The sequence below is a fragment of the Longimicrobium sp. genome (genome assembly GCF_036388275.1).
Taxonomy (GTDB): Bacteria; Gemmatimonadota; Gemmatimonadetes; order Longimicrobiales; family Longimicrobiaceae; genus Longimicrobium.
In genome coordinates this window covers 147,790-172,083 of the sequence record NZ_DASVSF010000100.1, presented here as the reverse complement: position 1 = coordinate 172,083, position 24,294 = coordinate 147,790, and the positions used below count along the sequence as shown (strand labels likewise).

Sequence of the window (24,294 nt, the reverse complement as noted above, 5' to 3'; positions counted from 1 at the left end):
GGCTACCTTCCCGAGGCTCATAGCGGCACCAGCCCCACGCCCGAATGGTCCGCCACGTTCCACGACCCCGTCCCCTCCCGCGCATCGATCACCGCGGCGCCATCCAGCAGTTCCGCGCGTACCTTCATCGTGTACAGCACCGCGCCCTCAGCCAGGTAGTTCTGGCCCGTCTGAAAGGTGTGGAAAGATCCCTCTTCCCGCGGATGATCGGGGACGGGTTCAACGGCGGCGGTGATGTCCTCCCAGTTCGTCCACCCGCCGCCGGTCGTGTGGCACTCCATCAGACGCACCCCGAAGCCCCACAGAGGCGCAGCGCCGACCGGCTGCGGGCGTGCGAGGAGGCTGATAGTGGCTACGCCCGCGCCCCCCGGTTCCGGCGCCTCGACGATCGGCTCCTCCGCCCACACGGGCCGGTTCGGATCGTCGGCCGCGTCGGCACTGCGCACGATGCGCGTAGCCGACACCTCCACGACACCGGGTTCGCTCTTCGACACCAGCGGCACGTTGCGGGCGGTGAAAAGCACCTCCCACTGCCCCGCGGCGGGCACGGGAATGTTGAGGAAGGTGACGGTGCTCCCATCCCTCTCTTGCGTCCAGGCCCCACCCGCGGCAGCAGTCCAGCTCTTTACGTCGGAGTCGCCGGTGCACCGGGCCTTTTTCCCGTCGATATCGATGCTGACGATCCTCGGAAGGCTGTTCTTGTCGAACTGAGGCACCGCGATGGTCTGGGGCTCACCCGTGGCAAGGCTTGCAGTGGGGCGGATCTCGGAGAGGTTGTCGTCGACCAGCAACACGTCGTCCTCGTACTCGTTGGGCCCGAGTACGTCGCCGGGAATGGTGATGGAGTTGGCGCCTGGACCGCGCACGGGGGCCCGGGGCGCCGACCACGGCTCCTTCCCCACCCGGGTAATAACCAGCATTGAGGTGACCTCAATACCGCGGAGCCGCCCGCGCCAGCGTGCGATGCCGATGGCTTGGCCGGCCACCACGCGCTCGACCGTTTTCACTACCTCCCACACAGGCGGCTCGGAATCCACCGGATCAACCTGGAAGTATTCCGTCCGGCCCTCGTAGCCGAACGCAGTCGAAAACGGAGTAACCGCGCCATAGAGTAGGTGGTTTCTGGGGGGCACGGCTGCAGTGATGAGCCCTGACCCGGAGAGCACCTGGTCCGGGCCCTTTGCCGCGAGAGCGGCGGCGACGTCGACATCGTGAGGCTGCTCGAGCAGGAGCGTCCGAAGCCACAAGTGCGCGACGCTTGGCCCGGCGGCGTAGTGGAAGCTCCTGGTGGCTTCGGTGCTGCCGGCGTCGGTCAAGCTGACGAACAACCCTGCGAGGTTCGTGGTACGCCGTTCGATCGGTTCCACCGCGGCGTGGATGTCCGTCCAGCGCCGGACCCAGACCGAGATCTCGTGACCGAGTGGGTCGCCGACGGACTGGACGACTCCTGTTGCCCATAGGCGGCCGCGGAGCTCGCGGCCGCCGACGGGATCCCTGGCGACGAAGGCGCTCACCTGCACCGCGATAAGGTCTCCGGGCTCCAATTCCGGGTGAGGATACGCCGCCTCAAAGCTCCAGAGCAGAAGCCCGGGGCCGATCGACTCAGTGACGCCTCGCGCGACGCGCTCGGCCAAGCCCACCGTGTCGATCCAGCGGGCCACGACGTCGTCCAGCACCTGCGGAGCATCCAGCGTCACCGTTCCGAGCTGCTCGAGAGCGTCCGCATGAAACGAGCGGATCTCCTCGGCGTACCGGCTCTCCGACTCCACCCAGAGGAACGGGACGAAGAACTCCGGCACTCGGTGCCGGTACCCGGGCCCGACGTGGTTCACGCGGATCTCCTCCTCCGGGAACGTCGCTACCAGCGCCTTCTCGCCGAGCACGTCCACCCACCGGACCCGGCCCTGAGAGCAAAGCACCGCCCCTCCCGCCATCCTGGCCACCGCGTCGAGCTCGTCCTTGCCGTCACCGTCGCTGATCAGCTTGCTGACCGTGCTGGTGTGAGCCGACGGGATCATTGGACCGCGATATCGCTCGGGAAGAGCGACGACGGCATCAAGCAGATCGGCGTATGCCTCGGCCAGCGTGCGGTTCTGAAAGTGAATCGGCTCTCTCACGGTCACGGCGTTCGACACGCTGATCGGCCGGGGCACGCGGACCCGCGTCAGAGCGAGGGGCGAGATGCACGTGATCCGAATCGCCGCCGGCGTGGAGACGTAATCCTCCACCAGCAGCTCATCGACCAGCATCCAGTCGCGTCGTGGCAATGAGGAGTGGCCCAGCCACAGGCGCACCGAGAGACCGGCGAGGGGGTACCGGGTGAGCAGCTCGGAGCCGAGATCCCGGAAGTCGCGCTCGCCGGTGCGCGCGATCAGCAGCTCGCCTTCCATAACCTCGCCCTTCAGAGTGACCGGGTCGATCGCCCAGGCGCCAGAGGGGTTAAACGTGGCCTCACCACCGTCGATCAGCGTGCGCTCCACCACGCGGCACCCCAGCGCCCGGACGATCGGCGTGTCGAGACCGAGCGAGGATGGCTCCAGGCGCGCGCGCATGCGGTACGTCTGCCGGATGGAGATCGGGTGGGGCGCGGTGGGTGAGAGGTCGGTGCCCCCGCTGGAGGAGTTGTCGATCCCCACCAGGTCGCCGTCGGCAAACGGGCGCCACGTGCCATCGTCCGCGGCGATCTCGTAGATGACGCGGCTGTCCGCGGCCTGCTCACCCTGGCCGACGAGTTCGACGTCCAACTGCGGTTGCGCTCCGAGATCGAGTTGATTCAGCGCGGTCGTGAAGCCAGCAGTCGCGGCTACGAACGTTCCGCTGTACATGGCCATGCGAGGCGCCCCGGCTGCCTTGACCCCGCCAAAGTCTCCTTGAATGCCTCGGGCACGGGCGGCGCCAGGTATCGCCTGCATCAAAAAGCTTCTGAGCCGCACTCCATGGACGTTCGCCTCGACCGGCCCGTAGCCCCAGCCGACATTCCCAGCCGGCTTACCATCAGCCTTAAGGCCCCTCACCACGACGAAGGTCGTAGGGGGCAAAGGCTGCGCGGCCTTCTGGGCCTCGGTGCCGATGAATCGAGGGGAGATCATCGGGACCACGACGCGAAGGCCCAGCGCCGCGAACGGCACCTCGACATCGCCTCCATTTGAACCGCCGGCTGCAGGGACGTACACGGTCTCGTGCAGAGGGACGGCCGTGTACGCCGCGATCGGGGTGCGGCTCGTGAGCAGGTTGTGCTCGGTGAGCCACAGGACCTGCACCGCCCACCGATCCACCTCCCGCGGCTGCGCCGGGTCGCGCTGGGCCACCAGGTGGAGCGTCAAGGCTCGCAGGACGAAATCACGTTGATTTGGCGGCCACTCGATGATCGCCGCATCTCGCGGCAGTTCTCCGAGCCGTGAGAGCCATCCGCTCCCTGAGCTCGTTGCCTCGACGACGGTACTCGTTTCGGCGGCGAGCTGGACTCCGCCCTCAGGAAGCGTGGCCAGACCGACGAGAGAGTCGGCAGACAGCCATTCGTCGGGACGATCGCGGACGTCCTCAGCCGCAACGCCTGCGATTTCAGGGATGATGCGCGCGAGCGGGTCCGCCCGCCGGAGGAGGCGCTCGAGTTCGGTGTTCCAGCCTCTGCGCATCAGCTCACCTGAGGCTCATGCTCGATCCACGACAGGATGGCCTGGCGCTCTGACCAGCCCTCCTGTTGCTCGAACCCGGCCCGCCCCGGCGTCGGCAGGGCGAGCACTGCGCGCTCAGCCTGGTCCGAGTCGTACACGAGCCACCCCGGCCGGGGCACCCACCAGAGATCGCGGATGTGGTACCGCGCCAAGGGGTACTCGCCCGGCGAGAGCTTGATGCCGATCTCACCAGTGCGCGCCCGGGTGCCCCGGCCAGCGCCCGACCAGGCGGCGTCCGTGGTGACTGCCTGGTATTGGAGGTCGATGCTTTCGTCTCCCCACGGCAAATCGAGGTACTGCAGCGGCGACCAGGCCCGGCCCACCCAGAGGCCGACGATCTCAGGCCTGAGGCCCGGGCCCATGGCGGGAACTCGGAGCTGCCAATCCGCTGCGGCTACCGCTGGAAATCGCTTCAGCCATGCGCCTTCCTCCGTCAGGGCGCCGGCGTCTCCGTCAATCGAGCCTGGCACCGCAGCCGCGGCCGGGATGACCACGTCGAGCACTGGAGTCACGTTGGCTACGAACCCGTCCGCGGATGCTTCCAGGATCACTCGGCGGCCGGCAAGGTTGTGACCGCGGTCCAGCACGAGCATGTCGACGGAGCGGGGTGAGGCGCACTCGATCCGGATCCACGACTCGGCGTCGTCGGTCCCCGGCGTCCACCGATCGCGCCACGAACGCCGGCCTGTGGCTACGCGCCAAACTTCCGCGCGGGATGCCTCACTGCTGGCGGTGACCAGGTGCGCGGGGAACATCACCTGGTTGGCCAGGTTTTCGATCAGGAACAGAGGTCGTCCCATAAATGCGTCAGGGGGTAGTTGCTGGAGGAAGGCGCTCGACGGCGTCGCGCTGGGCTCGTCGCCGTAGGAAGTACTCCGTCTCAGAGGTCGTGCGGCCGGTCCGCGAGTCGATCATCTGCAGGGTCACACGATCGGGACCCTCACGCCGCTTCTGCTGCTGCAGCGCGCGATCAGAATACTCCTCCAAGCGGACACGCTGCACCCGATCATCCTCGCGATCGCGCTCACGGCTGGCGAAAAGCCCGCCGATCACCTTGCCAAGGGTGCCGATGAGAGCTCCAGTGAACGGGTCCATTCCAGGCAGGCCCTGGGCGATCGTCGTCAAGCTGGAGATCACCGCCTGCTCGATGTCGGCCGAGCCTTCGATCCAGGCGAGCGCCACGTCTCCCATCGCACCAACGGCTACCGCGGCCGCCCGATCCATCTCGTCCGCGCCCTCGTGGAACTTCCGGAACAGCGCCGCGTAGTCCTTCTCCTTTCCGGCCGTCGCCCGCTGCGCTTCCGACAGGTCCCCCCATTGGATTCCCGCGCGGGCGGCCATCTCAACGTCGCGTTTTCGCATCGACGAGGTTGTGGTCTGCTGGTCGCGCGCCACAACGTCCGCAAGGGTTCCGCGGCCGTTGACCAGGCGGCCATACGAATCGCGACGGCCGGGCTGAGTTGCGAACGCCTGCAGCTGACGCAAGCCGTGGTCGGTGATCGCCTGCAATGCCGCTGGGTCGGGAGTGAAGGGCATCATCGGGAGCAAGCCCTTCGCATCGACCGAGATTCCCTCCTGTCGCCCGAGCTGCTGCATCCCCGCAAGGACGGCAGCCAGCTCCGTGTTCACGGACTGCAGCTCGATGCGGAGGTCGTGGACACGCTCGTTTGTATCCTTGAAGGCCTCGCTTCCGCGTGGCAGCCGGTCCAGCGTCTCGCCTGCAACGGCGAGCTCAACGGTCAACTCGGCCGAGCGGGTGGACAGATCCGCGAAGTGTCCCTGCACCGCGGCGAAGGCGGTGTTCACCTCGGCATCCAGAGGCTGCAGCGCCAGTGCAGCTGCGCTGCCGACGCCCATCTGCGGGATGTCGCTGAAACGCGTGCCCGGGAGCCCGAGCTGAATTGGAGTGCGCTTCTTTTTCTCGTCGTCTGGATCTTCTACGCCGAGCAGCTGGGCGCCGCGCCGAGCTGTGGCGTCTGCCAGGCGTCGTGCTTCAGCAGCCTGTGCGGCCGCAGCCCGCTGGCTCGCGATCTCCGCGGCGATCTGCGCGCGGCGCTGCTCGAGCTGGACTTGCTGCAACGCGAGCACCTGGAGACGCTGCTCGGCTTGGTCCTGCTCACTGGGACCGTATTCGTTGACGAGCGTCTCGCGCTCACCAGTGCCGACGCGCCGGACCGCGACGACGACAGGCTTGTCGGAAAGGCCGCGGTATGCCGCCCGCTCCCTCGCGAGATCCTGGCGGACGCGCTCAAGCGACCCTCGGACTGCCGCCTCTTCGCCCTGCAGCGTGGCTACGTCCATCTGCGTGAGCGCCGCTTGGACCTTCCGGACCGACTCTTCCCCAGTCTCGCCCATCTCGCGCGCCTTGCTGGCGGCGTTCCCGAAGGCGGCGGCCAAAAGCCCCAGTCCGACCAGCACCGCGGCGCCGACGCCCAGGGTGATCGCGAGCCCCCGTGCGGCGGCGTTGGCGGCGGTGATGCCGGCGGCGGCCGTCTCAGCACCGGCGCCGGCCGCGACACCAGCTGCAGCGGTCCCGCTCAACAGCACGGGCATACCTCCGAGGGCGTTCGCCGCGGAGGCCGTTGCCGCGGCGATCCTCACGCTCGTGAGCAGCTGGACCCCGGTGCCAAGCACGGTGATGAACGGACCCATCGCCACCACGACGCCGCCGATGACGAACGCCGTCGTCTTGATTGGCCCGGGCAGCAGCCCGAACCCTTCCACCACGTCGCCGACGAAGTGGATCACGGGAACGCCGGCCCTCACCAGGTCCACCAGCGCCGGCGCGAGCTCGGCGCCGATGGTGATTCCCAGGTTCGACAGTTCGATCGTGGCGGTTTTTAGCTTGTGGCCGTCACGGTCTTCGACGATGGCCCATGCATCGTCAATGACATTGGCAGACTTGTGGATATTGTCAGCGACCAGCGTGAAGTCGGCCGATTGCAACCCCGCAGTGCCCAGCGCCCCCACCAGGCCCTCGATGGAGGGGATGACCTTCACCAACTCCTCTGGGCTGTTCTTGAACAGCGCGATCAGGTCGATGAGCGCTTGGGTGAGCCCCTTGTCTTTGACTTCCTCCCGTAGCTTCGCTGCCGAGAGTCCTACCTTGGCGAGTGTTTCGGCGCCCTCCTTTGTTGGGGCGATCAACGCCTGGAGGAACGCCACCAGCCCGGTCACCGATTGGGAGGCGTCTCCGTTGACCTTGGTGAACGACGCGATGAACGCGCCGACGTCCTCGAACTCGACGCCCAGCTGGGCGGCAATCGGCAGCACCCTTCCCATGCTGCCGGCCAGCTGAGAGACCTCGAAGTTGCCCTCGCGGGCAGTCGCGAAGATGATCTCCAGCGCCCGCTTCCCACCCAGCTGCTGCTCGGCGTAGGCTTGGGCAGCGGCGGTGCCGAGGCGGGCTACGTCGTTGACCTCGCCCAGTCCCATCGACGCGCCCTTTGCCGAGTACTCCAGCAGCTCCATCGCCTCAGCGCCGCGCACACCGGCGCCGGTGATGGCGAGCATTCCGTCCGTCAGAGGGGCCGCGAACTGGCCCACCGCGGGCGCCATCTCCATCAGCTCGCCGCGCCACTCGCGCACCTGCTCGCTGCTGATGCCGACGAGCGTCTCCAACTGAGTCAGCGAGTTCTCGAACGACAGCTGCATCGCCGTCGCTGCGCCGGCGGCCGCCATCACCGGCACGGTGATCCCCATGGTCATCGAGTTGCCGACGCCCTGGATCCTGCCGCCCGCGTCGTGCTGCTCGTGCAGGTCCTTCAGGCGAGCCTCGATGACCTTCAACTCGGCCGCGAGTTCCGGCGGGACCACGTCCTTCAACGCCTTGCGCGCGCGCCCGGACCCAGAAACAACCCGGTCAAAACCGTCCTTGACGAGGGCGTTCATGTCGGTGAGGAGCGCCTCGACCTGGTTGCCTGCCCTGCTGCTTTCGGCTGCGAGGGTCTCGATACCCTCCGCCGCGGCGGCAGCCGCCGGCGGAATGGTGTTCATGGACTCGGCGCTGCCCTGCAGGGTACCGTTCAGAACCTTGCCCGCCGCCGTTTCCTGAGTCGTGGCGGCTTCCAGTAGCCACACGCCCTCTGCCGCCCGGGTGGCCGCGGGAGCGATCGGTTTCAGCTGGCCCGCTGCGTTCGCGGCGGCACCTGCGAACCCACGCAGGTTCGTGCTCTCGATGGCACGGTCCACTCCGACCGTCGCCGCAGCCACGGTCGTTGCAGCCCCAGCAGTTTCGTGGAGTGAAGCGTTCACCAACCCGAAAAGGCGGACCGTTTCCGGCCCGCCTGTCGGGGTCAGTGCCACTTCGATCTCGTGCCTGGTGCCGCTCATTCTCGCATCATCCGCTGCTCATCTTCAGTCGCCGCCTTCAGGACCATCATCGCCTCTTCCCATGCGGGGTCGAGTTCTTCCGGCCGCAGCCCGAGGTCTAGTGGCGATTTCTTGAAGAGCTCCAACCATGTGAAGCTCTTGACCAGCCGCTGCAGGCGCGGGCTCAGGTCGGCGAGGACGTTGTATCCGTGGACGAGGTCTCGGCCGGCGGCAGCGAGTTTCCCAGTTCTTCTTCCGTCAGACCTTGGGCGTAGCGTACCAGCCGCTGGAGAACGGCGGCCTTCCACGTCGCCGGAATGCTGGCGACGTGGTCGTCGTTCGCCGGATCGAATGGCTCGCCGGCGATGTCCAGCTCGGAGATGGAGCGGAGCCGGTCCCGGAAGAACTCGACGTGGGGGGAGAGCGGGAACGCGTAGCGCTTCACGCGTTCACCGTCGGGGCCGTCCACGTACTGGAGGACCGCACCTTCGTTGATGACCAGGTACTGCTCGTCGGTCAGCGGCTCGGCGTGGACTACGACTCCCGGGCAACCTGGGATGGGGATCGGCAGTTCCTTCACGCGGCGGGGCAGGCTGTGCATTTGGGTCGGTGCCTTTCGTTGGATGGGAAGGGGAAAGGGAACAGGCGCGGGGCGCCCCTACGGAACGGGCACCAACTCCCCGCCCCCCAGAGGAGCCGGCCTTTGGGTTCAGCTCTGGACCAACCGGAACGGGGCCGCGGCGGGATCGGTGTCATCGCCGCACACACGGATCTGCACGTCGACCATCGCCAACTTGTCGCGTTCACCCGGAGGAGCCTTAGCCATCTGGCCAGCCGGCCCCGCAATCACCCAGGAGTTGTACTGCGCGCCGGGAAGCGCGATGCTCCAAGGGAACACCTCGGCCGTGCGCTCCAGCGCCCAGGGGTTGAAGGCGGCGAGCACCGGCGGCACGTCGATCTGGGCCTTAACCACCGGCTTGTAGTCCACGATACCGTAGCCCGCGTGCCCACCAGGTGCGTTGCCCCGGGCGAGCGCGACGAGCTCGGTACCCATGTCGAACGCGAAGCTGTGCCACCGCGGCCCGTAGCCGTTCAGGCTCAGCGCGCCACCGCCCGCGACCGGGGGCTTGAGCGCGCGCTGCGCGTAGGTGATCGCCGGCAGCACCGCGTCCTCAGGATCGCCGGCGAGCAGCCCGTTGAACTCCATGGTGACACGGCAGATCTGGGCAGCGGTGAGCTGGACGTTGGTGATCTTCCCGCGAACGCCGACGATCCGGTACAGGAGCCCGCCAGCGTAAGCGTAGGCCGTCACGCTCTCGCCCTCCTGGCCCGCGGCGATCGGCGCCCACGTGCGCTTCTCGGCCCCGGGCGTGGCGTCGTCGGTGCGGACCAGTCCGCACGCCGCAAAGGCTACGTCGATCTCGGGGACGTCGGCGGCGGCAGCGGCGCCCTTCAGCGCGATCACAGCGCGGAACTTGGCCCAGCGACCGCTCGGCTGGGCCCCGCTGGTGGACCCAAGCCCGGAACCCGCTGCCTGGTCTCGCTCGTTCCGCTCCAGGTAGTCCACCTCCAAGGTGTTCCACGGCGACTCCTCCAACTGGACGCCGTGCGCCAGGGGAGTGGGCCCGGAGTCAATCCCGTAGAGGGCCTCCCGCCTCATGAGCAGGCCGTGCAGTCGTGTCCGGCGCATCAGGCCGTCTCCTCAAGTTTGGGTTTCGTGGCCGCCCGCCCGGCGGCGCGGGGCGCGGCCTTACCGCACTCGTGCTTTGATAACGCTTCCACCGCGCTCCCATCGTCCATCTGGTCCATCGGGAACTCCTGGTGGCAGCCGAGGCAGACGAACGCGATGGGGGCGCCGCCATCATCCCTCGTCACCGCGAAGTCGCGGCCGCCCAGGTTCCCTTCGTTAACGAGCGTCACTCGCTCCTCCCGGTCAGGTCGTGATAGAAGTCGAGGCTTACGACGAGTTCGCATTCCGCGACGTGGAAGACGGCGCCGCCCATAAAATCCCTGGGTTCAGCGACCAGGATCTTCAGCTCGCCAGCCACGGTGCCGAAGCTCAGCTGAGGGTTGTCGCGGAACTCCACGACCGCGTCGTCCAGCGACTCCTGGAAGTCCAGCTCCGATTCCGATTCGTCCTGGACCCCGCAGAAACGGATCAGCTTCATCCGGTCCTCCCAGTGCGCCGGCGCGCCCGGGTCCGCGGCGCCGGCGAAGCGGGTGACGAACCACCCGCAGATCTTCTCCTGGCCTTCGACCTTGAAGTGCCTGATCAGCTCGGCCGAGGTGCGGACGACCTTCCCCCGGTCATGCACCCTGCCGGCGCCGGGCAGCGCCGCGAGCCTGGCCGCCACCTCGGCCGCGCGATCGCGATACAGCATCGGCTTCACTTCCCTCGCGTGAGGTCGACGGTGATGCGAAGCCCCACGTTGTCGAAGATCCGCTGCAGCTGCGACGTGTTCGCCTCGATCGCCTTTTCGAAGAAGTGCCGCCCCTCGATGCCCTTCGCGCCGATCGAGCGCGCGATCACGAACGCGATTCCCCGGGCCTCAGTCACCGTGGGCGCGCGGACCAGGCGCTTGCCGAGGCGCGTCTTCACCTGGCCAGCCTTCTTGCCGGTCGCATGCACTCGCTCGATGCGCACCTTCCGACGGACCCACAGCTCCAGTGCTTCCACGGGCGGCGGCTTCTGCCCGGGGCGCCGGCCGGTGTTGATGACGTCGACGTGCTTCAGCGGCGACCCCACCACGCCAGCGGGCAGCCCCACACCGATCGCCTGGCCCATCCGCACCTCGCCTGCGATCGACCCGCGCGCCGCCTCCGTCACGCCGATCGGCGTCTCACGCTTGGTCGCGGCCTCCAGGAGCGCGACCGCCTCGTGCATGCCGGCCGATACGTTCTGGACCAGCACCGGCCCGGGGTCCGCGAAAGGCGCCGCTCCGATGGTGATACTCAGCACGACGCCTCAGCGATGCGTCAGGTACCAGACGTCCGAGGCGAAGCTCACCTCCCCGCCCGCCGCCTCCACCGAGGTGCCCTCGAGCTGCGGCAGCTCGTCGGTGGCCTTGGCCAGGTACGTCTTGCCACGCTTTTCGAACTCGCTGCCCTTGCTTCCGTGGTCTACCATGTCGAGGCCGACGCTGCGGTCCCCGGAGTGGCTGTACTCGGCCGCGATCTCCAGGCACGCATTGCCCGCCGCGAGTTTCTCGATCGTGTCCCAGCACGTCCGCGGCAGCGTCGTCGACGCCTCCTCGATGACGTGCGGCGCGCTGAACGTGAGGCGCACGACGCCGCCCGCCGGCACGTCGACGTCACGAAGGGCGAGGACCTCACCAGCGGGGCTCGCGTACAGGAAGTACTCGCGGGCGCTGAGCAGCTCGGGAGGGCGCCCGCCGACCGGGTACTCGACCGACCGCGGCTCGCTGAAGTCGGTGACCCACTCCGCCGGGAGCGGTAGCTGGCCACTTCCATCGCTCACCAGATCATGCACCAGGAGGCGCGGCCGCCGCCGCGAATAAACGAGCGCGGCGTTCCGGAGATGCCCGTCGTAATCGGGCTCGACACTGGCCGCGCCGCCGCGCACCAGGGTGCGGACGCGCGGGCGAAGATCGGCCAGGCTCACGACTCGCGCTCCGGCCAGTGCCACGTGTTGTCCTTGTGCTCGTCGCAGCGGCGCACCCTCACACCCGCCTCGGCCGTGCCCCGGTCAGTGAAGGCGGTGAGGTCCACCAGCTCGGAGTCGCCGCTGTACGTCACACGCACGATCGCCGGGAACGGGTTGCCGCGGCGGTCGACGTAGTGGACAATCCTGCCCATCGAAGGCTTCTGCACGTGTGCCTCTTTTCCCCCCTGTTGATGAAAGCCGCGATGGCGCGGGAGCCGGATTCGAACCGGGACGTCACCGGGCCCATGAATCCCGTGGTGTCACCATGCACCTCTCCCGCGGACCAAAGCTACCCAACGCCAGCCGCGAGCGTGTCGCGACTGGCGCGCGGGTTTTTTAGGCGGCGGCCACGACGGACTTCACGGCACCGCGGTGATCCGTGGGCGCCCCGCCGTACTCGTGGCGGATCCGGTACTGCAGTTCGTCCCGGGTGAACATCTGCCCCACCGTGGGGTTGTCGGCGATCAGGAGCTCCGGCTCGGCCTGGCCGTTCAGGAACTTGATCTCCACCAGGTCGACGTCGGCCGGATCGGCGAACACGCCCCAGTCGTTCGGGTCATCGAGCAGCGGGTTCACCAGGATGTTCTCGCCGTTGGCTCCGAACTTCCCCTTCCAGGGGTTGTCGTTGTTCAGGCCGCCCTGGGTGTTGAGCTGCGTGGCCACGTCTTCCAGCTGGATCGGCACCACAAGGAGGTGCATCCGGAGGGCGAGTCGCTCGTTCGCGCCGGGCTCCCGCTGGTTGAAGAGGGCGTTGCGCGCGGCACGCAGCCCGGCTGCGTCCAGCGGCTGGGAGAGCAGGTTGCCGTGCGCCACCGTGAACCACGGCGTGCCGTCGCCCACGGCCGCGTTGCTGCGGTAGAACTCCCACACGAAGCGCGCGAACGTGCGCTTGGCTGCGCGGCCGAGCCGGCTGACCATCTTCTTCACGACGCCCAGATCGTCGTTGATGATCATCCGGCGGGTGATCGTCACCTGCGCCCCGCGCTGCCCCACTCCGTAGGTCGTGCTCTCCTCGCCGAAGGGCGCCAGCTCCTGGTAGGCGCCGTTCTCGGGGTTCACCTCGGGGATGTCGGAGAAGTACCCGATCCGCACCGCTTCCTGGGCGCGGAAATCCGTGGCGCTGCCCGACATGGAGATGATCCGGTTCTCCCCGTAGTCCACCGCGGCGTAGTCCCTGGTCAGCAGCCGGTGCAGCGCGTTGGCCATCACCCGCGGGAGCGTGGCGCTGGTGAAGTTCTCCTGGAGCATCTCCTTGGCGGTGCTCTCCTGGAGCTGCCCGCGCACCTCCGGGTCCTGCCCGAGGGTGATCTCGTTGTAGACGCCGCGAAGGCTGAGCGGGGCGATCGTCCGCAGCTCCGCGTTCTCGGGCTCCAACCCCAGCGCCCGCTCCAGCCCCGCCTGGATGCGGTCGATCGACTCGGCGCCGACGGCCGTCGAGACGCCGGCGCCCTGCCGCGCGCCGCCCAGGCCCACGACGCGCGTAGGGTTGGCGACGGCGAGGTACGCGCGCTCCTCGTCCACCGCCGCCTGGATCTGCTCCTCGGTCGGAGCCGCCCCCTTGAACCGCTCGCGGATACGCTTCTGCGTGAAGTCGGGGAGCGCCGACTCCTGCAGCGCCTGGCGCACGTGGAGCCCGGCGAGCGCGATCTCTGCGGGCGACGGCTGCGCACCGCCGCCGGCGCCGCCCGTGCCGGCGGCCTGGATGGGCTGCCCGCCGGCGCCGGCGGCGAACGCCTCCTGAAGCTCCTCCGTCGTGGCCAGCTCGATGAGCTCCGCCAGTCCCGCCTTCTCCCGGTCCAGGCCCGCGAGCGCAGCCGGCCGGCGGGATTCGAGGAGGCGCAGCAGCTGCTGTCTCTTGTCCACGTGGTTCCTCTCGTGTTGCGGTTGACCTGGTGCCTCGGCCGAGCTGCTCTCGACCAGGCGGGTGAATGCCCCGCCGGCGGCGGGATCCAGCACGATGTCGGTGGAGAGGACGTGGCCGATCACCTGGACGTCCTTCACCGTCCTGCCCTCCACGAGCCTGTCTTTCGTGAGCCCGCGAGCGTCAATCGACAGCCCGAACAGATCCTTCTTCTGTCGCCGCCAGGCGCTGGTGACCTGGGTGCGGACGACGTCGGCCGCCCCGCCCTGCAGAAAGTGCTGGGTGCCGAGGATGACGCCGTCCTCCCGCTGCCGGACTCCATCAATCCAGCCCACCATCTGCCGGGGCTGCTTCATACGGGCGTCCTGCTTGTGGCCACGGGCGTCGTCGTCGAAGTAGTAGACCTTCATCCCTTCGAAGAGCGGGATCGCCGCAGCCAGGACCTCCGGCCGGTAGTAAAGCCCGTTCTTGCTGAGCCCGGGGTGGATGATCTCGACTTCCCACTCCAACCCGCCGGCCCCCGCGACACCGTCCGCAGGAGCGACGTTGTTGCTCTCCTGGACGGTGATCGGCTGGTAGACCGCCTCGACGGGAGTTGCTTCGCCGAACTCCACCGCGCCCTCTGCGTTGAAGCTGTAGGGCACGCTGAGGAGCACGCGTCCCTGGCGGACGATTGCCATCTCGGGAAACACATCGACCATGTACCACGAATCCGTATCGGCGACGGCGAGATCGCCGCCGCCGCCGTCTTCCATCTGTTGGTTGCGCGCCCAGATCGCCGACTCGACGGCCCGCACCTGGGCGCTGAGGCTGGTGGCGCCGGCCTCCTGGAGGACGGCCACGTAGGAGCGCATCGGGATCAGCCCGCCTTTTCACCGAACAGCTTCTGGCCGTCCGTCGTGACGACGACGACGCCCTCCTTGGTCTTCGCCCAGGTGAAGACGTCCTCGCGCTTCAACGTGGTGGCCTTCTCGCCCTTCTTCCGGGGCGGCCGCTGCACCAGCAGGAGCAGCTCCCTGGGGATCTCCTCGGGCTCGACCGGCGTGGTCGTGGTCGTGGCTGCGCTCGTGTTCACTTCGGGTAACTCCTGTCACGGGGTGTTTGGTCGATCCGTCACTGTTTGCCCCAGTGCTCCATGTAGGGCACGCTCTCGCAGCCACAGTTGGCCACGTGCTCGACGCCGCCTGCCGGATCGCGCGGGTGCTGCAGCTTCGCCCCGTCCGGCATCTCGAACGCCTCCTTCACTTCTCGGATCTGGCCGGTGATCGAGGCATGCATCGCCCGGCCCTTGCCGCTCCATAGCCACTGCTTCTTCATCCCGGGCACCACCTCGGCCGCGGCCTCCAGCCGGCGCTGCCCTGCCGCCGAATGCAGATTCCCCATCTCCGTGCGGGTGATCGTCTCGGCCCGGAAGCTGACGTACCGGAACGGGCCGGGCCCATCCACCTCCTCGCCGATTGCCTTCATGGCCTCGTGCGGGCTCTTCCCGCCGAGGACCGTGAGGCGCACGTGGTCCCCGATCCGCGTGCGGGCCAGCTCGGAAACGCCGGTGATCCGCTTTGCGGTGTAGTCCTTCACTTCTTCCAGGAGCGACTCCGGTATCATCGGGAGCCGGACGCTGATCCCCGCGGCCTTGAGCGGCGCATCCACCATCTGCGGCCCCAGCTCGAAGGCCTGCTCCAGCACCGTGTCCATCACGCCGAGGGCGCGGTCTCGCCACTTGGCCACGTGGCCGTCGATCTCCGTCAGGAAACCAGGCAATCGGGCGGCATCGAACTCCGACGGCAGCGCTTCCAGGCTGGCCCGCGTGCGGGCCTGCAGCTCGATGAGGGTCCCGAGTACTCGCAGCACCCCGTCGTCCCGCTGCAGCCCGCGCCGGCGGATCTGCGCCTGGACGGAGGCGATGAACCGCTTGCGCTGCTCGGCCGGTGTCACGTGAACGCTCGCGGAGAGTCTCCGTGGTGAAACCGGTACTGCCGTGCCTCCACCAGGTCGGTGAGATGAAGCCGGGTCACCTTGATCCCCCAGCCCGCGGTAGCGGCCCGGATGCGAACCTCATCCAGGAACGGCCACCTCCAGTGAATGCCAGTGCGGAGTTCCTCCCGCACGTGCCCCAGGCGCACCCGCAGACCGATCTCCCACGCGTTCACTCTGGCCAGGGGCCAGAATGCCATGAGGTTACGGATGATGAAGTCGATGAGCGCTTGCATCAGGGCCGCCCTCCACGGAACCCGATCGCCGGCCTTGGTCGATGCTCATCCTCGGAGCTGGCACCCGGGCGCGCCGCGGGCTCACGCCCCATCAGGTGAGCCGCCTCCTCGACGAGCGTCTGCTTGAGCTGCTCCTTCCCCTTGTCCAGCATCTCCTCGGCGTCCGCCTCGACGCCCAGGTGCGTGAGCATGCTGGTGAGCACGCGCGCGGCGACATCGTCGGAGAGCCAGCCCTGCTGGCGCGCCAGCACCATCCCGGCGGTCACCTGCTGCAGTCCCGTCGACACGCGAGAGATGTCGCGCGTGTTCAGGTCGGGCATCACCAGGCTGAACTTCCGGGTCTCATCGTTGTCCGGCAGCGCACGAGCGGCGATCCCTCGCTCGATCTGCATGGCCAGCACGTCCGACAGGACGTAGCGGATCACGCGCTGCTTTGCCGTGAAGCTCTTCTCCGTGGGCGCGCCCATCTCCGCGGCGGTGGCGCGGTTCACGTCGCCACCGCCCCCAACCCAGTGCTCGGGGATTGCGGCGCCGCCGAGCACGTGATTGCGGTACAGGCGAGCGGCTTCCGAATTGTTCGCGGCCGTGCCCGTCTCAGGGCCAACGAGCTTCCACTTCTCCTTCTCGTTGTGCACCCGGGTGGAGAACGGCTTCGGCGGCTTGATCGTCTCCAGTTTCTTCTTGATGTCCGTCTCGGTGGCGCCGGTGAGCTCGACGTCCCAGACGAAGTTGCTCCGGGCCCGCTCCTGGTTCAGCTGAGCGAAGAGCAGCTGCTCGTACCCGTCGAGCCAGTCGGCCAGGGCGAAGAGCTCGCTGATGCCGCGGCTCTGGTTAGAGAGCTTGTTCACGGCGAAGGCAAAGAGCTCCCCCTGCTGCATCCCCTCCCGCTCCGCCAGCGCCGCGGGCCCCAGCATCTCTTCCTCCTGGGGGAGCAGCACGGTGCGGAAGCGGCGCTCGTCTCCGGGCCCCCGCCCCTTCGTCACGACCCCAATCGCCAGCAGCGCGTTGTCGGGATCCAGGATGACCCGGCTCACCCGGCCCGGGTCGAGCAGCCCAAGCCGCATCTGCCCGTCGTGCGGGTTGGTGAACGCCGGCCAGAACTGCTCGCCCATCAAGTACAGCTCGCGGACCTTGTCTTCGAGCCGCAGGTCCCAGCGATTCTGGCGATCATTCCAGTGCCGGTTCAGATAGTCGCGGGTGCGCTCATCGTCGGCGTGGATCTGGATTCCCTCGCCGATCACCCACTCGACCATCGCGTTGATGATGCGCCTGGCGAGCGGATTGTAGGTCCACAGGTAGACCGCAATCTCGCGCTGCCGGTCGTGCGTGAGCGGCGCCAGGTCGCGCTGGGAATCGGTGAGCCGCCGGAACCCATCGTTCTCGCCCGTGCTGCTCGCGGCGGGGAGCGCCTCCTGGATCCGGCGCTCGACGACGTCGGGGAAGAACCGCTCGACCAGGCGGTCGCGCCACCCGCTCACGACCAGCCCCCGCTCAGCCGGCGCCCGATCCGCTCCGCCAGGTGGGACAGCATACCGGGCCGCTCGAACAGTCCCTCGTGATCGAGGCGGCCATCCTCCGCTTCGGGTTCACGGGTACCGCTCGCCGGCTCAACGTCCTGGATCATGCTGTCTCCGAGCGTGAGCGCCTGGTCGATCGCGTCCCACAGGTCATCGTTGGGGTGCTGGCCGTAGTAGGAGATCTGCTCCTTGGCGCTCGCCGGCAGCGCATCGTTGAAGAGCAGCTGCTTCGACACGACTGCGCCGCGACGCGACTTGATGCGGAGCGACTTGTCTCCCTTCGGCGTGACCGGCACCAGGTTGATGGTCACCTGCGCCGCCCGGGCCCGCGCCTCCAGCTGCTCGTCGTAGGAGCTGAGCGCGACCTTCTCGACGCCGGTCGCATGGATCCGCCGCAGCTTGTGCCGGGCGATGCTCGCGTCCATCACGTCGTCCGGACGCATCTGCGTGGCGATGGCCCAGCGCACGACGCGACGCCCGTCCTTCATGAAGTCGATCTCGGGAAGCGCCGACGTGTCGCTCTTCGTGGTGCCGCGGCTGGGATCCCAGAACTGCACCGTGAGGAGCACCTGGTCGTCGGCCGGCAGCTCACGCTGATCCAGGTACTCGATCTCCGGGAAGTAGCTGCCCGCCGGATCGAACGGATCGTTCTGCCGCTCGGACAGGAACGACGCGAGATCCTCCGCCCGCTCTACCATGAGGCCGTAGAGCGTGAACATCTCCGGCCACAGGACCTCGGCACCCCGGTCCATCGCCGCCTGGTTGGCGACGTAGAAGGCGCGAGCCGCGGCCTTGCGGTTCTTCAGGGAGCGATCGTGGTAGACCGCCTCCCATTGCTTCCAGAGCCCCTCCAGCTCGTCCGGGTACCGGACGATCGCGCGGTAGACGTCCTCGTCGCCGGCAACCTGGTTCTTCAGGAAGCTGTCGGCGTGGAGGATCGTCCCCAGCACCACGAACACGGCGGCGCGGCCCAGCTTCCGCGGGACTTTGCTCCACCAGCTTGCCTTCCGCTTCCGACGCTTGGGGTTCAGAACCTCCTGGTCGTTCTCCAGGTCATCGCCTACCACCAGGTCCGGCCGAAAGCGCCGCCAGCGCGCACCGCGGATCTTCTTCATCGACCCGGCGCCGGCAATCACGCACTCGGTGCCTAGCACCAGGTAGTTCACCCGCGGCTTCTCCAGGAACTCGACCAGGGCGGGGTAGATGGCGACGAGCCGCTCATTCGTCTCCAGCTCCGCCCGGATGTCGGCGATGACGCCGCGCGCCTGGTCGCTGGTGTCGGAGATGTAGATGCCAAAGCGGGCCAACTGATTGGCGGCGGCCCAGATCATCAGGTGCATCGCGAAGATGACCGTCTTCGCATGCTCGCGCGGGCACGCGAACGCCTCCTGGTCCTCTTCGGTCTGCCGCAGCACCAGCGCCTGCAGCCGGTCCGCGATCGTGCGGTGGAACTCCGCGTTCGGATTCTCGACGCCGCGCTTGTTCCGCCGCCACTCAGCCCCGAAGAAGATCCAGTGGTCCCAGTAGCACTCGGCGAAGCGCGCCTGGATGGCCTCCAGCGGGGCATCCGGCTGCAGGCCCAGGTACCGGCGCGCCTCAGCCCGGATCTCCTCGACGTCATCCGCGGCCGCGTCGGGCTGCTGCACCTCCGGTTCGGGCTCCGGAATGCGTGCGCCAAGCCGTGAGCTGAGGTCGAGAATGCGATCAGCCACAGCGGCCCCTGTATGCGGTGCCGGGACCCGACGCGACGAACCTGACCCGCGGGGCAGCGTTGGGCCCGGGAAACCCGTTTCGCAACGTTTCCCCGGCTATCATGAGCCCGCCGGCCCGTGGAGCTCGGCGATTTTTTTCGACACCGCCGTGAGCACCTCCGCGCGGCGCCTCCGAAGCGCGGGCCCAAGCTCCGGATCCGCGATCAGCACGTCGAGCAGCGCCTCTGCCACCTCGGCCGGCGTTGGACCCAGCGCTGGCGGCCGCATCAGGCCGCTCAACCTGGCGGCGGTGGCCGCTGCATACGCCTGCTGCGGATCGTGGCTGTCCCGGGCTGCGCGCATCATCCCGAGGACGAGCTCGCCGGCATTGCGCTGCAGCTCCTCCGCCTGCCTGCGCAGCCGCGCCCACCCGCCCGCCTTGACCCAGCGCTTCAGGGTCGCGGCGGGAATCTCCAGCTCGCGGCTGACGTGCGCCTGCGACCAGCCGGCCACGATCATTTGCTGCGCGCGGAGGCGCAGCGCGGGTGAGTGCGCCACTGCTCATTTCAGCGCGGCGCCAGAATGCCGAGGGCGTGCGCCTGCCGCACCGCCTCACGCATCTGCCTGGTGCGAAGGTTCAGCACGGCGCGCACGCTGGCGGCCAGGGCACGATCGACGTCGCGCTCGATGGACCACCAGCGCAGCTCGTTACGAATGTGGGCGAGCAGTTTCATCGGGCCGCGCATCTTTCATTTCCTGCAGGTGGAGGATCGCCTGGGCGTTCGCGAACGCGGAGTGGAAGTCGGCAGTGACGCGCAGATGCTCCCGGAATTCCCGGTTCAGCTCCTTGTTCTCGAGATACTGCGACCGGACCACCAGGAGCAGAGGGCCGGTGATGGTGATCAGGCCGGCAAGGAGCAGCAGCGCCACTGCAACCGGGCTCTGCAGCACTGCTTCCCAGCCCATCAGCTCCTGCGGGTCCACTGCCTGGATCACCGGCGGGGGGCCGGCAGGCGGTCGAGCTCGGCGTCGAATTCGCTGCGAAGGTGCTCCGCCTGGAGGCGCTGCTCCCGCACCTCGATCTCATCGAGCTCGTGGTAGATCTCCCGGCGGCCCCGGTCGAGCTCCGCATGCACGGACAGCACGGAGTCCATCTTCTCGTGGAGATCGCGGATCCGCTTGTCCCTGCTCGCCGGCGGACTCGCGGCGGCCGTCAGGTCGTGGTAGATGGCGTCCTCGATGGAGGCGAACAGGATGGTTACCCGGTCGCTGATGGCCGCACGGCGATCGCGCGCGCCGGAGTTCTTGGCCATCACGTCCGACACGACCTTGCGGATGTTCTCCTCGCAGTCGGCCAGGCGCTGCACGAATTCCCTCCGCTCCTCGTCCTTCATCGTCGGGACCCTCATCATAAGTTTGGTTGGCCGGGCGGCGGGGGGCCGGGGTGAGCCGCGACTTTTCTGCCCGCCGCCCCCGCCCTCTCGGGGGGCGGCGAACGAGCAGCTTCAGCGCTTCGCCTGCTTGGCGCCGTGGCTGATCCGGATGTACGGGCTGCCGAGCTTCCTGTGCTTCCGCGCCTTCGCAACGGTGATCCGTTTTCCGATCGCCTCCTGGAGCGCCTTCACGTTCTTGATGGCCAAGCTGCGGATGCCGCGGCGCTGCGCCGGCGTGAGGCTTTCCAGGATCGTTGCCCGCACATCTTCCGGCAGGGCGTTCAGGTCGTGGCTCTCTTCGAATAGGTCCCGCCGCACGGCCGGTGTCACCTCGCCCGCGAGTCCGTCCGCGTCGTAGGTGACGGTCTGGACTAGGGTGATGGTGGTCTCGCGTCCGTCGTCGACGCTGCCCACGCCGCGCAGCTGCAGCTCGTCGCAGATCTGCCCCTGGACCTCCTTCGCGATTCGCTCCACGCGACCTTGGATCCGCTTCGCCTGTTCGTAGCGGGCGGCCCGATCGAAGAGCGCGTTATCGTCGAGCCGCAGCTTCGCCAGCTCCGGTGTCTTCTTCGCCATCGTCAGCTCGCCCACGTGGTGAAGCCGCTCGCGATCGCCGCGCACACGGACCGGCGGTAGCCGTCATCCAGGAGGCGCGCGCGCGCGGACGGGTTCGTCACGAAATCCAGCTCGATCAGCACGGCCGGCATCGTGGTCTGCCGAAGCACCGCGAGAGAGCGGTAGCCGCGGTGGGGCCCGAAGCGCTCGCGCACCTTCCCGTCTGCAGCCTTCCAGTCCAGCCGCCGATCCTCCCGCAGGCTCGCGACGTACTCGTTCGCCGCCTGAGTGTAGCCGCAGTGGATGCTCTGGTCCGGAAACACTCCCACGCGATCCGTCCTGGGCGCGACGGCGGGCACGACGGCCGCCGTGATGGTCTCTCCAAGCCGCTGCCCCGCGTCGGACCCGCGGCAGTGGAACACCTGAAAGCCATGCGCTGCTGCGCCTGGCGCGGCGTTGCAATGGAGAGACGCGAACACCACTCGCCCTGGGCAGCGGTTCGCGATTCCTGCGCGATCGCTCAGCGTGAGGGCGACGTTGTCCCCTGTCCGCGTCGTGACGACCTGGTGGCCAGCGCGCAGGAGGGCGCGCGTCAGCTCGGCCGTGTAGGCCACCGCGACCGCGGACTCCTTGACACCCTCGACGATTACGCCGGGGTCGATCCCCGGGCGGCCGTCGGCGCGTGCGCCCCCGTGGCCCGGGTCCAGCACGATGGTGAGCATATCTGGGAAGGGGACGTGGGAACTGGTGCACAAAAAGAAAAGGAGCCTCGCGGTGTGCGAGGCTCCAGTGTACTTGGTCGTCTTAATTAGTGTGTCGCGAAAGTCGCGAAAGTCGTGCGAGTTTGGCGGCGCGCCCCCCGCCCGGCCCTCCCCCCCCTAACGCGCCCCCCCCCCCGAACGCGGCGCTTGCACCTGGCGGATTTGCGGTGCCCTCAGTCGCCTGCAGCAACATCCCCTCAAAATCGCGGACGTGCGCCAAAGCGTAACCCGCACACACCAGGCACAGCACGGCAGCGACGGCAAGAACGTGCGACCGAAGCTCGCTACCCTCAGCCTCCCCTACCTCAGCTGCCCGGTCGAAGAGGCGCACCGCCACGTAGATCGCCGCCATCAGAATCAGACCTTCGAACATAAAGTTCCTCTCTCGACAAATGTGGGGAAGTGGTTCCGTCACGCGTGGGATGAAGGCCCGACCAGCCGCCGCTCGAGTTCGAACAGCCGCGGCGGGATCGGCCGCCGCATGTGAATGAGGGTTTCCTTGACGCTCTTGATCACGGTGTACGCCACGTACCGCCGCTCCCCTGGCTCCGCGATGTTCTCGATAACGACCTCCAGCATTCGGAACATCTCAGGGTTCTCGCCCGCAAAGTAGCGCAGTACATCCTCAACGTCAGCTTCGGGGCGGTCCTCGGCAGCGCTGGAACCGGTTCCAGAATCCAATGCGCCTTCTTCCGGAAACGCTTCCACCTCGAAACCTTTTCGCCGGAGGAAGGTCGCGACCTTCTGTTGGGTCCCCGGGAACGGCACGCGCCCGTCGTTCTCGACGATCGCGCGCAGGCCAGTGTGGGATATCCCGATCTCATCGGCAACTGCCCGCGAGCTCCGGGCAGCCTTCACATAGTCAACCAGGTGTGGTCTAAGGGTCTGCCAGTCGGCAGCGTCGGCCATGTTGGAAACCGTTTAAGATGAAGGGTTTGGAATCAGTGCTGTGAAGAGGGTTGACAACACTTCCATTAAGCTGGTAATATTTCCATCGAACGTTGACACATGTAAACCCGGCACAAGCTACACATGGTATCGGCCGAAATCAAGAAAGCTCTGATCGACGTGGGCCTGACCGTGAGCATGCTGGCTCGCGAGACAGGGCTCAGCCGCCAGACGCTCTACAAGTATCTGGCCGACAGGTGGTCCAAGCCGGAGCAGCGCGCGCGCATCCAGGCCGCCGTTGCCGAGGCGGCCGCGAAGATTCCGGCTAAGGCTCCTGTTCTTTGGCCGACGGCACCCCTGACCCCGCCGTCCGCTGTGTCCAAAGTGGCGCCGCGGCGCCACTCCGTCCCGGAAAAAACCCAGTGATGACGCAAAATCTGACCACGGAAAGTGGGCGGCTGGCGCCAGTCCCGTCCCGGTTCCAGCAGCTGCTGAGTACCAGGAGCGAACAGGCCGCGGCGCTGGACGTCGTTCGCCGGCTCGGGATGGCCAGCGCTTTCATGTTCTCCAGGGCGAGCAGCGATGTGTCGATGCTGATCACCCTGAAGCAGGTCAAGGACAGCGAAGCGTACTCCGCCCTCGGCGTGACCTGGGCGGAGTTCTGCCAGCTGCTGCCTGGGGAGCCGTCTCGGCGCACCGTCGACGAGCGGCTCGTGCTCCTGGACGAGCTCGGCGCGGAGTTCCTCCAGGCCGCGGCGGACATGGGCCTCAGCAGAGGCACGCTGCGGACTCTGCGCGCGATCCCGGAAGCCGAGCGGCCTCGGCTGCTGGAGAGCGGGGAGGTGGAATTCCCGAACGGCAAGCGCGTGCCGCTCGACGCGGACCACAAGGAAGAGATCCGCGAGCTGATGGACGACGTCGCTGCGGAAGTCGCCGCAATGCGGGAGCAGTTGAAGGTGGGCCAGGAGCAGTTCGGCACGCTGCAGGACAGCCTCACCAAAGCGATCACGCGAGCAAAGGAGCTGGAGAAGCGGGCCGAGATCCAGGACCTCTCGCCGATGGAGGAGGAATTCGGGCGAGCCTTCCGGCACCTGCGCCTGCTCAACGACATCGTCTGCCGCGACGAGCCGGATCCTCAGCTGGTGCTGCGGTTCGTCCGGCAGCTCCAGAGCGAACTCAACGTGCTGATCGACTACGGTGCGGGGGCGGCTTCCCCGGCCGAGCTGGTGGGCGACAACGACTTCGATCCCAACGCGCTCGCCGCGGCGGCGCGCGACCTCAACGAGGGGTGGTGACGATGCTGCGTGATAAGAATGAATTCGACGCGTTCGTGTCCGAAGAAGCTTCACGAGCATACGAGGCTGCGCGCCGTGAGATGGAGGAGTGCCTCGACGCTGCGCTCCCGGCCTGGCGCCGCTCCGACTACGCCGTGGATCTCGTCCCCGCGCTGCTCGCTATTGGAGACCAGAGGAACCGCCGCTGGGACGAGGCCTGGACGGCCGCAGGTGAGGCGACTTTCGGGGCCGACCGTATGTCCCCCGCGCGGCTGGAGACGGTTGCCGCAGCAATTCAGGCATTCCGTGCCAAGTACGCGACGGACGCGCTCTGGGGGAATGGGGACCGGATTGACTTCAGTGTTGAGAAGCTGCGCGGTGTCGCGCGCATCCGCGGTCGCCGCACCCGCGCTGGCCGCACCGAAACCCACGCGCTGCCCGTAGCCGCCGCCTGA

The 24,294-nt window shown here is 67.8% G+C and carries 27 protein-coding genes and 1 tRNA gene; 3 read left to right on the top strand and 25 right to left on the bottom strand.

Annotation, left to right across the window (positions count from 1 at the left end; translation table 11 throughout):
- Positions 1 to 17 precede the first annotated feature (17 nt).
- From VF632_RS21835 to VF632_RS21715, 25 genes are all read right to left on the bottom strand, one after another.
- Entirely contained in the window at positions 18 to 3,635 is a 3,618-nt protein-coding gene (locus tag VF632_RS21835; RefSeq protein ID WP_331025044.1) for a hypothetical protein, read from the bottom strand.
- On the bottom strand, positions 3,635 to 4,474 hold the full coding sequence (locus tag VF632_RS21830; RefSeq protein ID WP_331025043.1) for a hypothetical protein: 840 nt from the start codon (positions 4,472 to 4,474) through the stop codon (positions 3,635 to 3,637). Before VF632_RS21830 ends, VF632_RS21835 begins: the two co-directional genes overlap by 1 nt.
- A gap of 7 nt (positions 4,475 to 4,481) precedes the next feature.
- Positions 4,482 to 8,006 (bottom strand): phage tail tape measure protein, encoded by a 3,525-nt coding sequence (locus VF632_RS21825; protein ID WP_331025042.1) that lies wholly within the window; start codon positions 8,004 to 8,006, stop codon positions 4,482 to 4,484.
- Positions 8,003 to 8,131, bottom strand: coding sequence for a hypothetical protein (locus tag VF632_RS21820; RefSeq protein WP_331025041.1), 129 nt, complete (start codon positions 8,129 to 8,131; stop codon positions 8,003 to 8,005). Before VF632_RS21820 ends, VF632_RS21825 begins: the two co-directional genes overlap by 4 nt.
- A 38-nt stretch (positions 8,132 to 8,169) precedes the next feature.
- Positions 8,170 to 8,586: a hypothetical protein gene (locus VF632_RS21815; RefSeq protein WP_331025040.1), complete on the bottom strand. Its 417-nt coding sequence runs from the start codon at positions 8,584 to 8,586 to the stop codon at positions 8,170 to 8,172.
- Positions 8,587 to 8,694: 108 nt separating this feature from the next.
- Entirely contained in the window at positions 8,695 to 9,675 is a 981-nt protein-coding gene (locus VF632_RS21810; RefSeq protein WP_331025039.1) for a hypothetical protein, read from the bottom strand.
- Positions 9,675 to 9,905: a hypothetical protein gene (locus VF632_RS21805; protein ID WP_331025038.1), complete on the bottom strand. Its 231-nt coding sequence runs from the start codon at positions 9,903 to 9,905 to the stop codon at positions 9,675 to 9,677. The genes VF632_RS21810 and VF632_RS21805 overlap by 1 nt, the downstream gene beginning before the upstream one ends.
- Positions 9,902 to 10,375: a hypothetical protein gene (locus VF632_RS21800; RefSeq protein ID WP_331025037.1), complete on the bottom strand. Its 474-nt coding sequence runs from the start codon at positions 10,373 to 10,375 to the stop codon at positions 9,902 to 9,904. Before VF632_RS21800 ends, VF632_RS21805 begins: the two co-directional genes overlap by 4 nt.
- Positions 10,372 to 10,944, bottom strand: coding sequence for a hypothetical protein (locus tag VF632_RS21795; protein ID WP_331025036.1), 573 nt, complete (start codon positions 10,942 to 10,944; stop codon positions 10,372 to 10,374). Before VF632_RS21795 ends, VF632_RS21800 begins: the two co-directional genes overlap by 4 nt.
- Positions 10,945 to 10,950: 6 nt before the next feature.
- Positions 10,951 to 11,607, bottom strand: coding sequence for a hypothetical protein (locus VF632_RS21790; RefSeq protein ID WP_331025035.1), 657 nt, complete (start codon positions 11,605 to 11,607; stop codon positions 10,951 to 10,953).
- A complete protein-coding gene (locus tag VF632_RS21785) occupies positions 11,604 to 11,816 on the bottom strand; it encodes a hypothetical protein (RefSeq protein WP_331025034.1) in 213 nt (70 codons plus the stop codon). Before VF632_RS21785 ends, VF632_RS21790 begins: the two co-directional genes overlap by 4 nt.
- 37 nt (positions 11,817 to 11,853) lie before the next feature.
- A tRNA-Met gene (locus VF632_RS21780) sits at positions 11,854 to 11,929 on the bottom strand.
- Between the two features lie 56 nt (positions 11,930 to 11,985).
- The gene (locus tag VF632_RS21775; RefSeq protein ID WP_331025033.1) at positions 11,986 to 14,364 is read right to left on the bottom strand and encodes a hypothetical protein; all 2,379 of its coding nucleotides are present in this window, start codon (positions 14,362 to 14,364) and stop codon (positions 11,986 to 11,988) included.
- 5 nt (positions 14,365 to 14,369) lie between these two features.
- The gene (locus VF632_RS21770) at positions 14,370 to 14,585 is read right to left on the bottom strand and encodes a hypothetical protein (RefSeq protein WP_331025032.1); all 216 of its coding nucleotides are present in this window, start codon (positions 14,583 to 14,585) and stop codon (positions 14,370 to 14,372) included.
- Positions 14,586 to 14,623: 38 nt separating this feature from the next.
- The gene (locus tag VF632_RS21765) at positions 14,624 to 15,445 is read right to left on the bottom strand and encodes a hypothetical protein (RefSeq protein ID WP_331025031.1); all 822 of its coding nucleotides are present in this window, start codon (positions 15,443 to 15,445) and stop codon (positions 14,624 to 14,626) included.
- Positions 15,442 to 15,720 carry a hypothetical protein gene (locus VF632_RS21760; protein WP_331025030.1) on the bottom strand — a complete coding sequence of 93 codons (279 nt, stop codon included), beginning with the start codon at positions 15,718 to 15,720 and terminating at the stop codon, positions 15,442 to 15,444. The genes VF632_RS21765 and VF632_RS21760 overlap by 4 nt, the downstream gene beginning before the upstream one ends.
- Positions 15,720 to 17,198 carry a hypothetical protein gene (locus VF632_RS21755; RefSeq protein ID WP_331025029.1) on the bottom strand — a complete coding sequence of 493 codons (1,479 nt, stop codon included), beginning with the start codon at positions 17,196 to 17,198 and terminating at the stop codon, positions 15,720 to 15,722. Before VF632_RS21755 ends, VF632_RS21760 begins: the two co-directional genes overlap by 1 nt.
- Entirely contained in the window at positions 17,195 to 18,949 is a 1,755-nt protein-coding gene (locus tag VF632_RS21750) for a hypothetical protein (RefSeq protein ID WP_331025028.1), read from the bottom strand. The genes VF632_RS21755 and VF632_RS21750 overlap by 4 nt, the downstream gene beginning before the upstream one ends.
- Before the next feature lie 99 nt (positions 18,950 to 19,048).
- Positions 19,049 to 19,447 (bottom strand): hypothetical protein, encoded by a 399-nt coding sequence (locus VF632_RS21745; RefSeq protein WP_331025027.1) that lies wholly within the window; start codon positions 19,445 to 19,447, stop codon positions 19,049 to 19,051.
- Between the two features lie 47 nt (positions 19,448 to 19,494).
- Positions 19,495 to 19,662, bottom strand: a complete 168-nt coding sequence (locus VF632_RS21740; RefSeq protein WP_331025026.1) for a hypothetical protein — start codon at positions 19,660 to 19,662, stop codon at positions 19,495 to 19,497.
- A complete protein-coding gene (locus VF632_RS21735; RefSeq protein WP_331025025.1) occupies positions 19,637 to 19,924 on the bottom strand; it encodes a hypothetical protein in 288 nt (95 codons plus the stop codon). Before VF632_RS21735 ends, VF632_RS21740 begins: the two co-directional genes overlap by 26 nt.
- Complete coding sequence (locus tag VF632_RS21730) at positions 19,921 to 20,322, bottom strand: hypothetical protein (RefSeq protein WP_331025024.1); 402 nt, start codon at positions 20,320 to 20,322, stop codon at positions 19,921 to 19,923. The genes VF632_RS21735 and VF632_RS21730 overlap by 4 nt, the downstream gene beginning before the upstream one ends.
- Positions 20,323 to 20,433: 111 nt before the next feature.
- Positions 20,434 to 20,937, bottom strand: a complete 504-nt coding sequence (locus VF632_RS21725; RefSeq protein ID WP_331025023.1) for a hypothetical protein — start codon at positions 20,935 to 20,937, stop codon at positions 20,434 to 20,436.
- Positions 20,938 to 20,939: 2 nt separating this feature from the next.
- Positions 20,940 to 21,638, bottom strand: a complete 699-nt coding sequence (locus VF632_RS21720) for an N-acetylmuramoyl-L-alanine amidase (protein ID WP_331025022.1) — start codon at positions 21,636 to 21,638, stop codon at positions 20,940 to 20,942.
- Between the two features lie 450 nt (positions 21,639 to 22,088).
- The gene (locus tag VF632_RS21715) at positions 22,089 to 22,586 is read right to left on the bottom strand and encodes a hypothetical protein (protein WP_331025021.1); all 498 of its coding nucleotides are present in this window, start codon (positions 22,584 to 22,586) and stop codon (positions 22,089 to 22,091) included.
- A 123-nt stretch (positions 22,587 to 22,709) separates the two neighbouring features.
- Between VF632_RS21715 and VF632_RS21710 the strand changes: the two genes are divergently transcribed.
- The 3 genes from VF632_RS21710 to VF632_RS21700 are packed head-to-tail and all read left to right on the top strand — an operon-like array spanning position 22,710 to position 24,294.
- Positions 22,710 to 22,991 carry a helix-turn-helix domain-containing protein gene (locus VF632_RS21710; RefSeq protein ID WP_331025020.1) on the top strand — a complete coding sequence of 94 codons (282 nt, stop codon included), beginning with the start codon at positions 22,710 to 22,712 and terminating at the stop codon, positions 22,989 to 22,991.
- Positions 22,991 to 23,860, top strand: coding sequence for a hypothetical protein (locus tag VF632_RS21705; RefSeq protein WP_331025019.1), 870 nt, complete (start codon positions 22,991 to 22,993; stop codon positions 23,858 to 23,860). The genes VF632_RS21710 and VF632_RS21705 overlap by 1 nt, the downstream gene beginning before the upstream one ends.
- Positions 23,857 to 24,294 (top strand): hypothetical protein, encoded by a 438-nt coding sequence (locus VF632_RS21700; RefSeq protein ID WP_331025018.1) that lies wholly within the window; start codon positions 23,857 to 23,859, stop codon positions 24,292 to 24,294. Before VF632_RS21705 ends, VF632_RS21700 begins: the two co-directional genes overlap by 4 nt.

Bases quoted from the DNA above. Each gene is read 5' to 3' on its own strand.
- VF632_RS21720 (WP_331025022.1), bottom strand. From the start codon at position 21,638: ATGCTCACCATCGTGCTGGACCCGGGCCACGGGGGCGCACGCGCCGAC.
- VF632_RS21725 (WP_331025023.1), bottom strand. From the start codon at position 20,937: ATGGCGAAGAAGACACCGGAGCTGGCGAAGCTGCGGCTCGACGATAAC.
- VF632_RS21745 (WP_331025027.1), bottom strand. From the start codon at position 19,447: ATGATCGTGGCCGGCTGGTCGCAGGCGCACGTCAGCCGCGAGCTGGAG.
- VF632_RS21830 (WP_331025043.1), bottom strand. From the start codon at position 4,474: ATGGGACGACCTCTGTTCCTGATCGAAAACCTGGCCAACCAGGTGATG.
- VF632_RS21715 (WP_331025021.1), bottom strand. From the start codon at position 22,586: ATGGCCGACGCTGCCGACTGGCAGACCCTTAGACCACACCTGGTTGAC.
- VF632_RS21740 (WP_331025026.1), bottom strand. From the start codon at position 19,662: ATGAAACTGCTCGCCCACATTCGTAACGAGCTGCGCTGGTGGTCCATC.
- VF632_RS21815 (WP_331025040.1), bottom strand. From the start codon at position 8,586: ATGCACAGCCTGCCCCGCCGCGTGAAGGAACTGCCGATCCCCATCCCA.
- VF632_RS21705 (WP_331025019.1), top strand. From the start codon at position 22,991: ATGACGCAAAATCTGACCACGGAAAGTGGGCGGCTGGCGCCAGTCCCG.
- VF632_RS21710 (WP_331025020.1), top strand. From the start codon at position 22,710: ATGGTATCGGCCGAAATCAAGAAAGCTCTGATCGACGTGGGCCTGACC.
- VF632_RS21775 (WP_331025033.1), bottom strand. From the start codon at position 14,364: ATGCGCTCCTACGTGGCCGTCCTCCAGGAGGCCGGCGCCACCAGCCTC.
- VF632_RS21835 (WP_331025044.1), bottom strand. From the start codon at position 3,635: ATGCGCAGAGGCTGGAACACCGAACTCGAGCGCCTCCTCCGGCGGGCG.
- VF632_RS21810 (WP_331025039.1), bottom strand. From the start codon at position 9,675: ATGCGCCGGACACGACTGCACGGCCTGCTCATGAGGCGGGAGGCCCTC.
- VF632_RS21825 (WP_331025042.1), bottom strand. From the start codon at position 8,006: ATGAGCGGCACCAGGCACGAGATCGAAGTGGCACTGACCCCGACAGGC.
- VF632_RS21760 (WP_331025030.1), bottom strand. From the start codon at position 15,720: ATGCAAGCGCTCATCGACTTCATCATCCGTAACCTCATGGCATTCTGG.
- VF632_RS21730 (WP_331025024.1), bottom strand. From the start codon at position 20,322: ATGAAGGACGAGGAGCGGAGGGAATTCGTGCAGCGCCTGGCCGACTGC.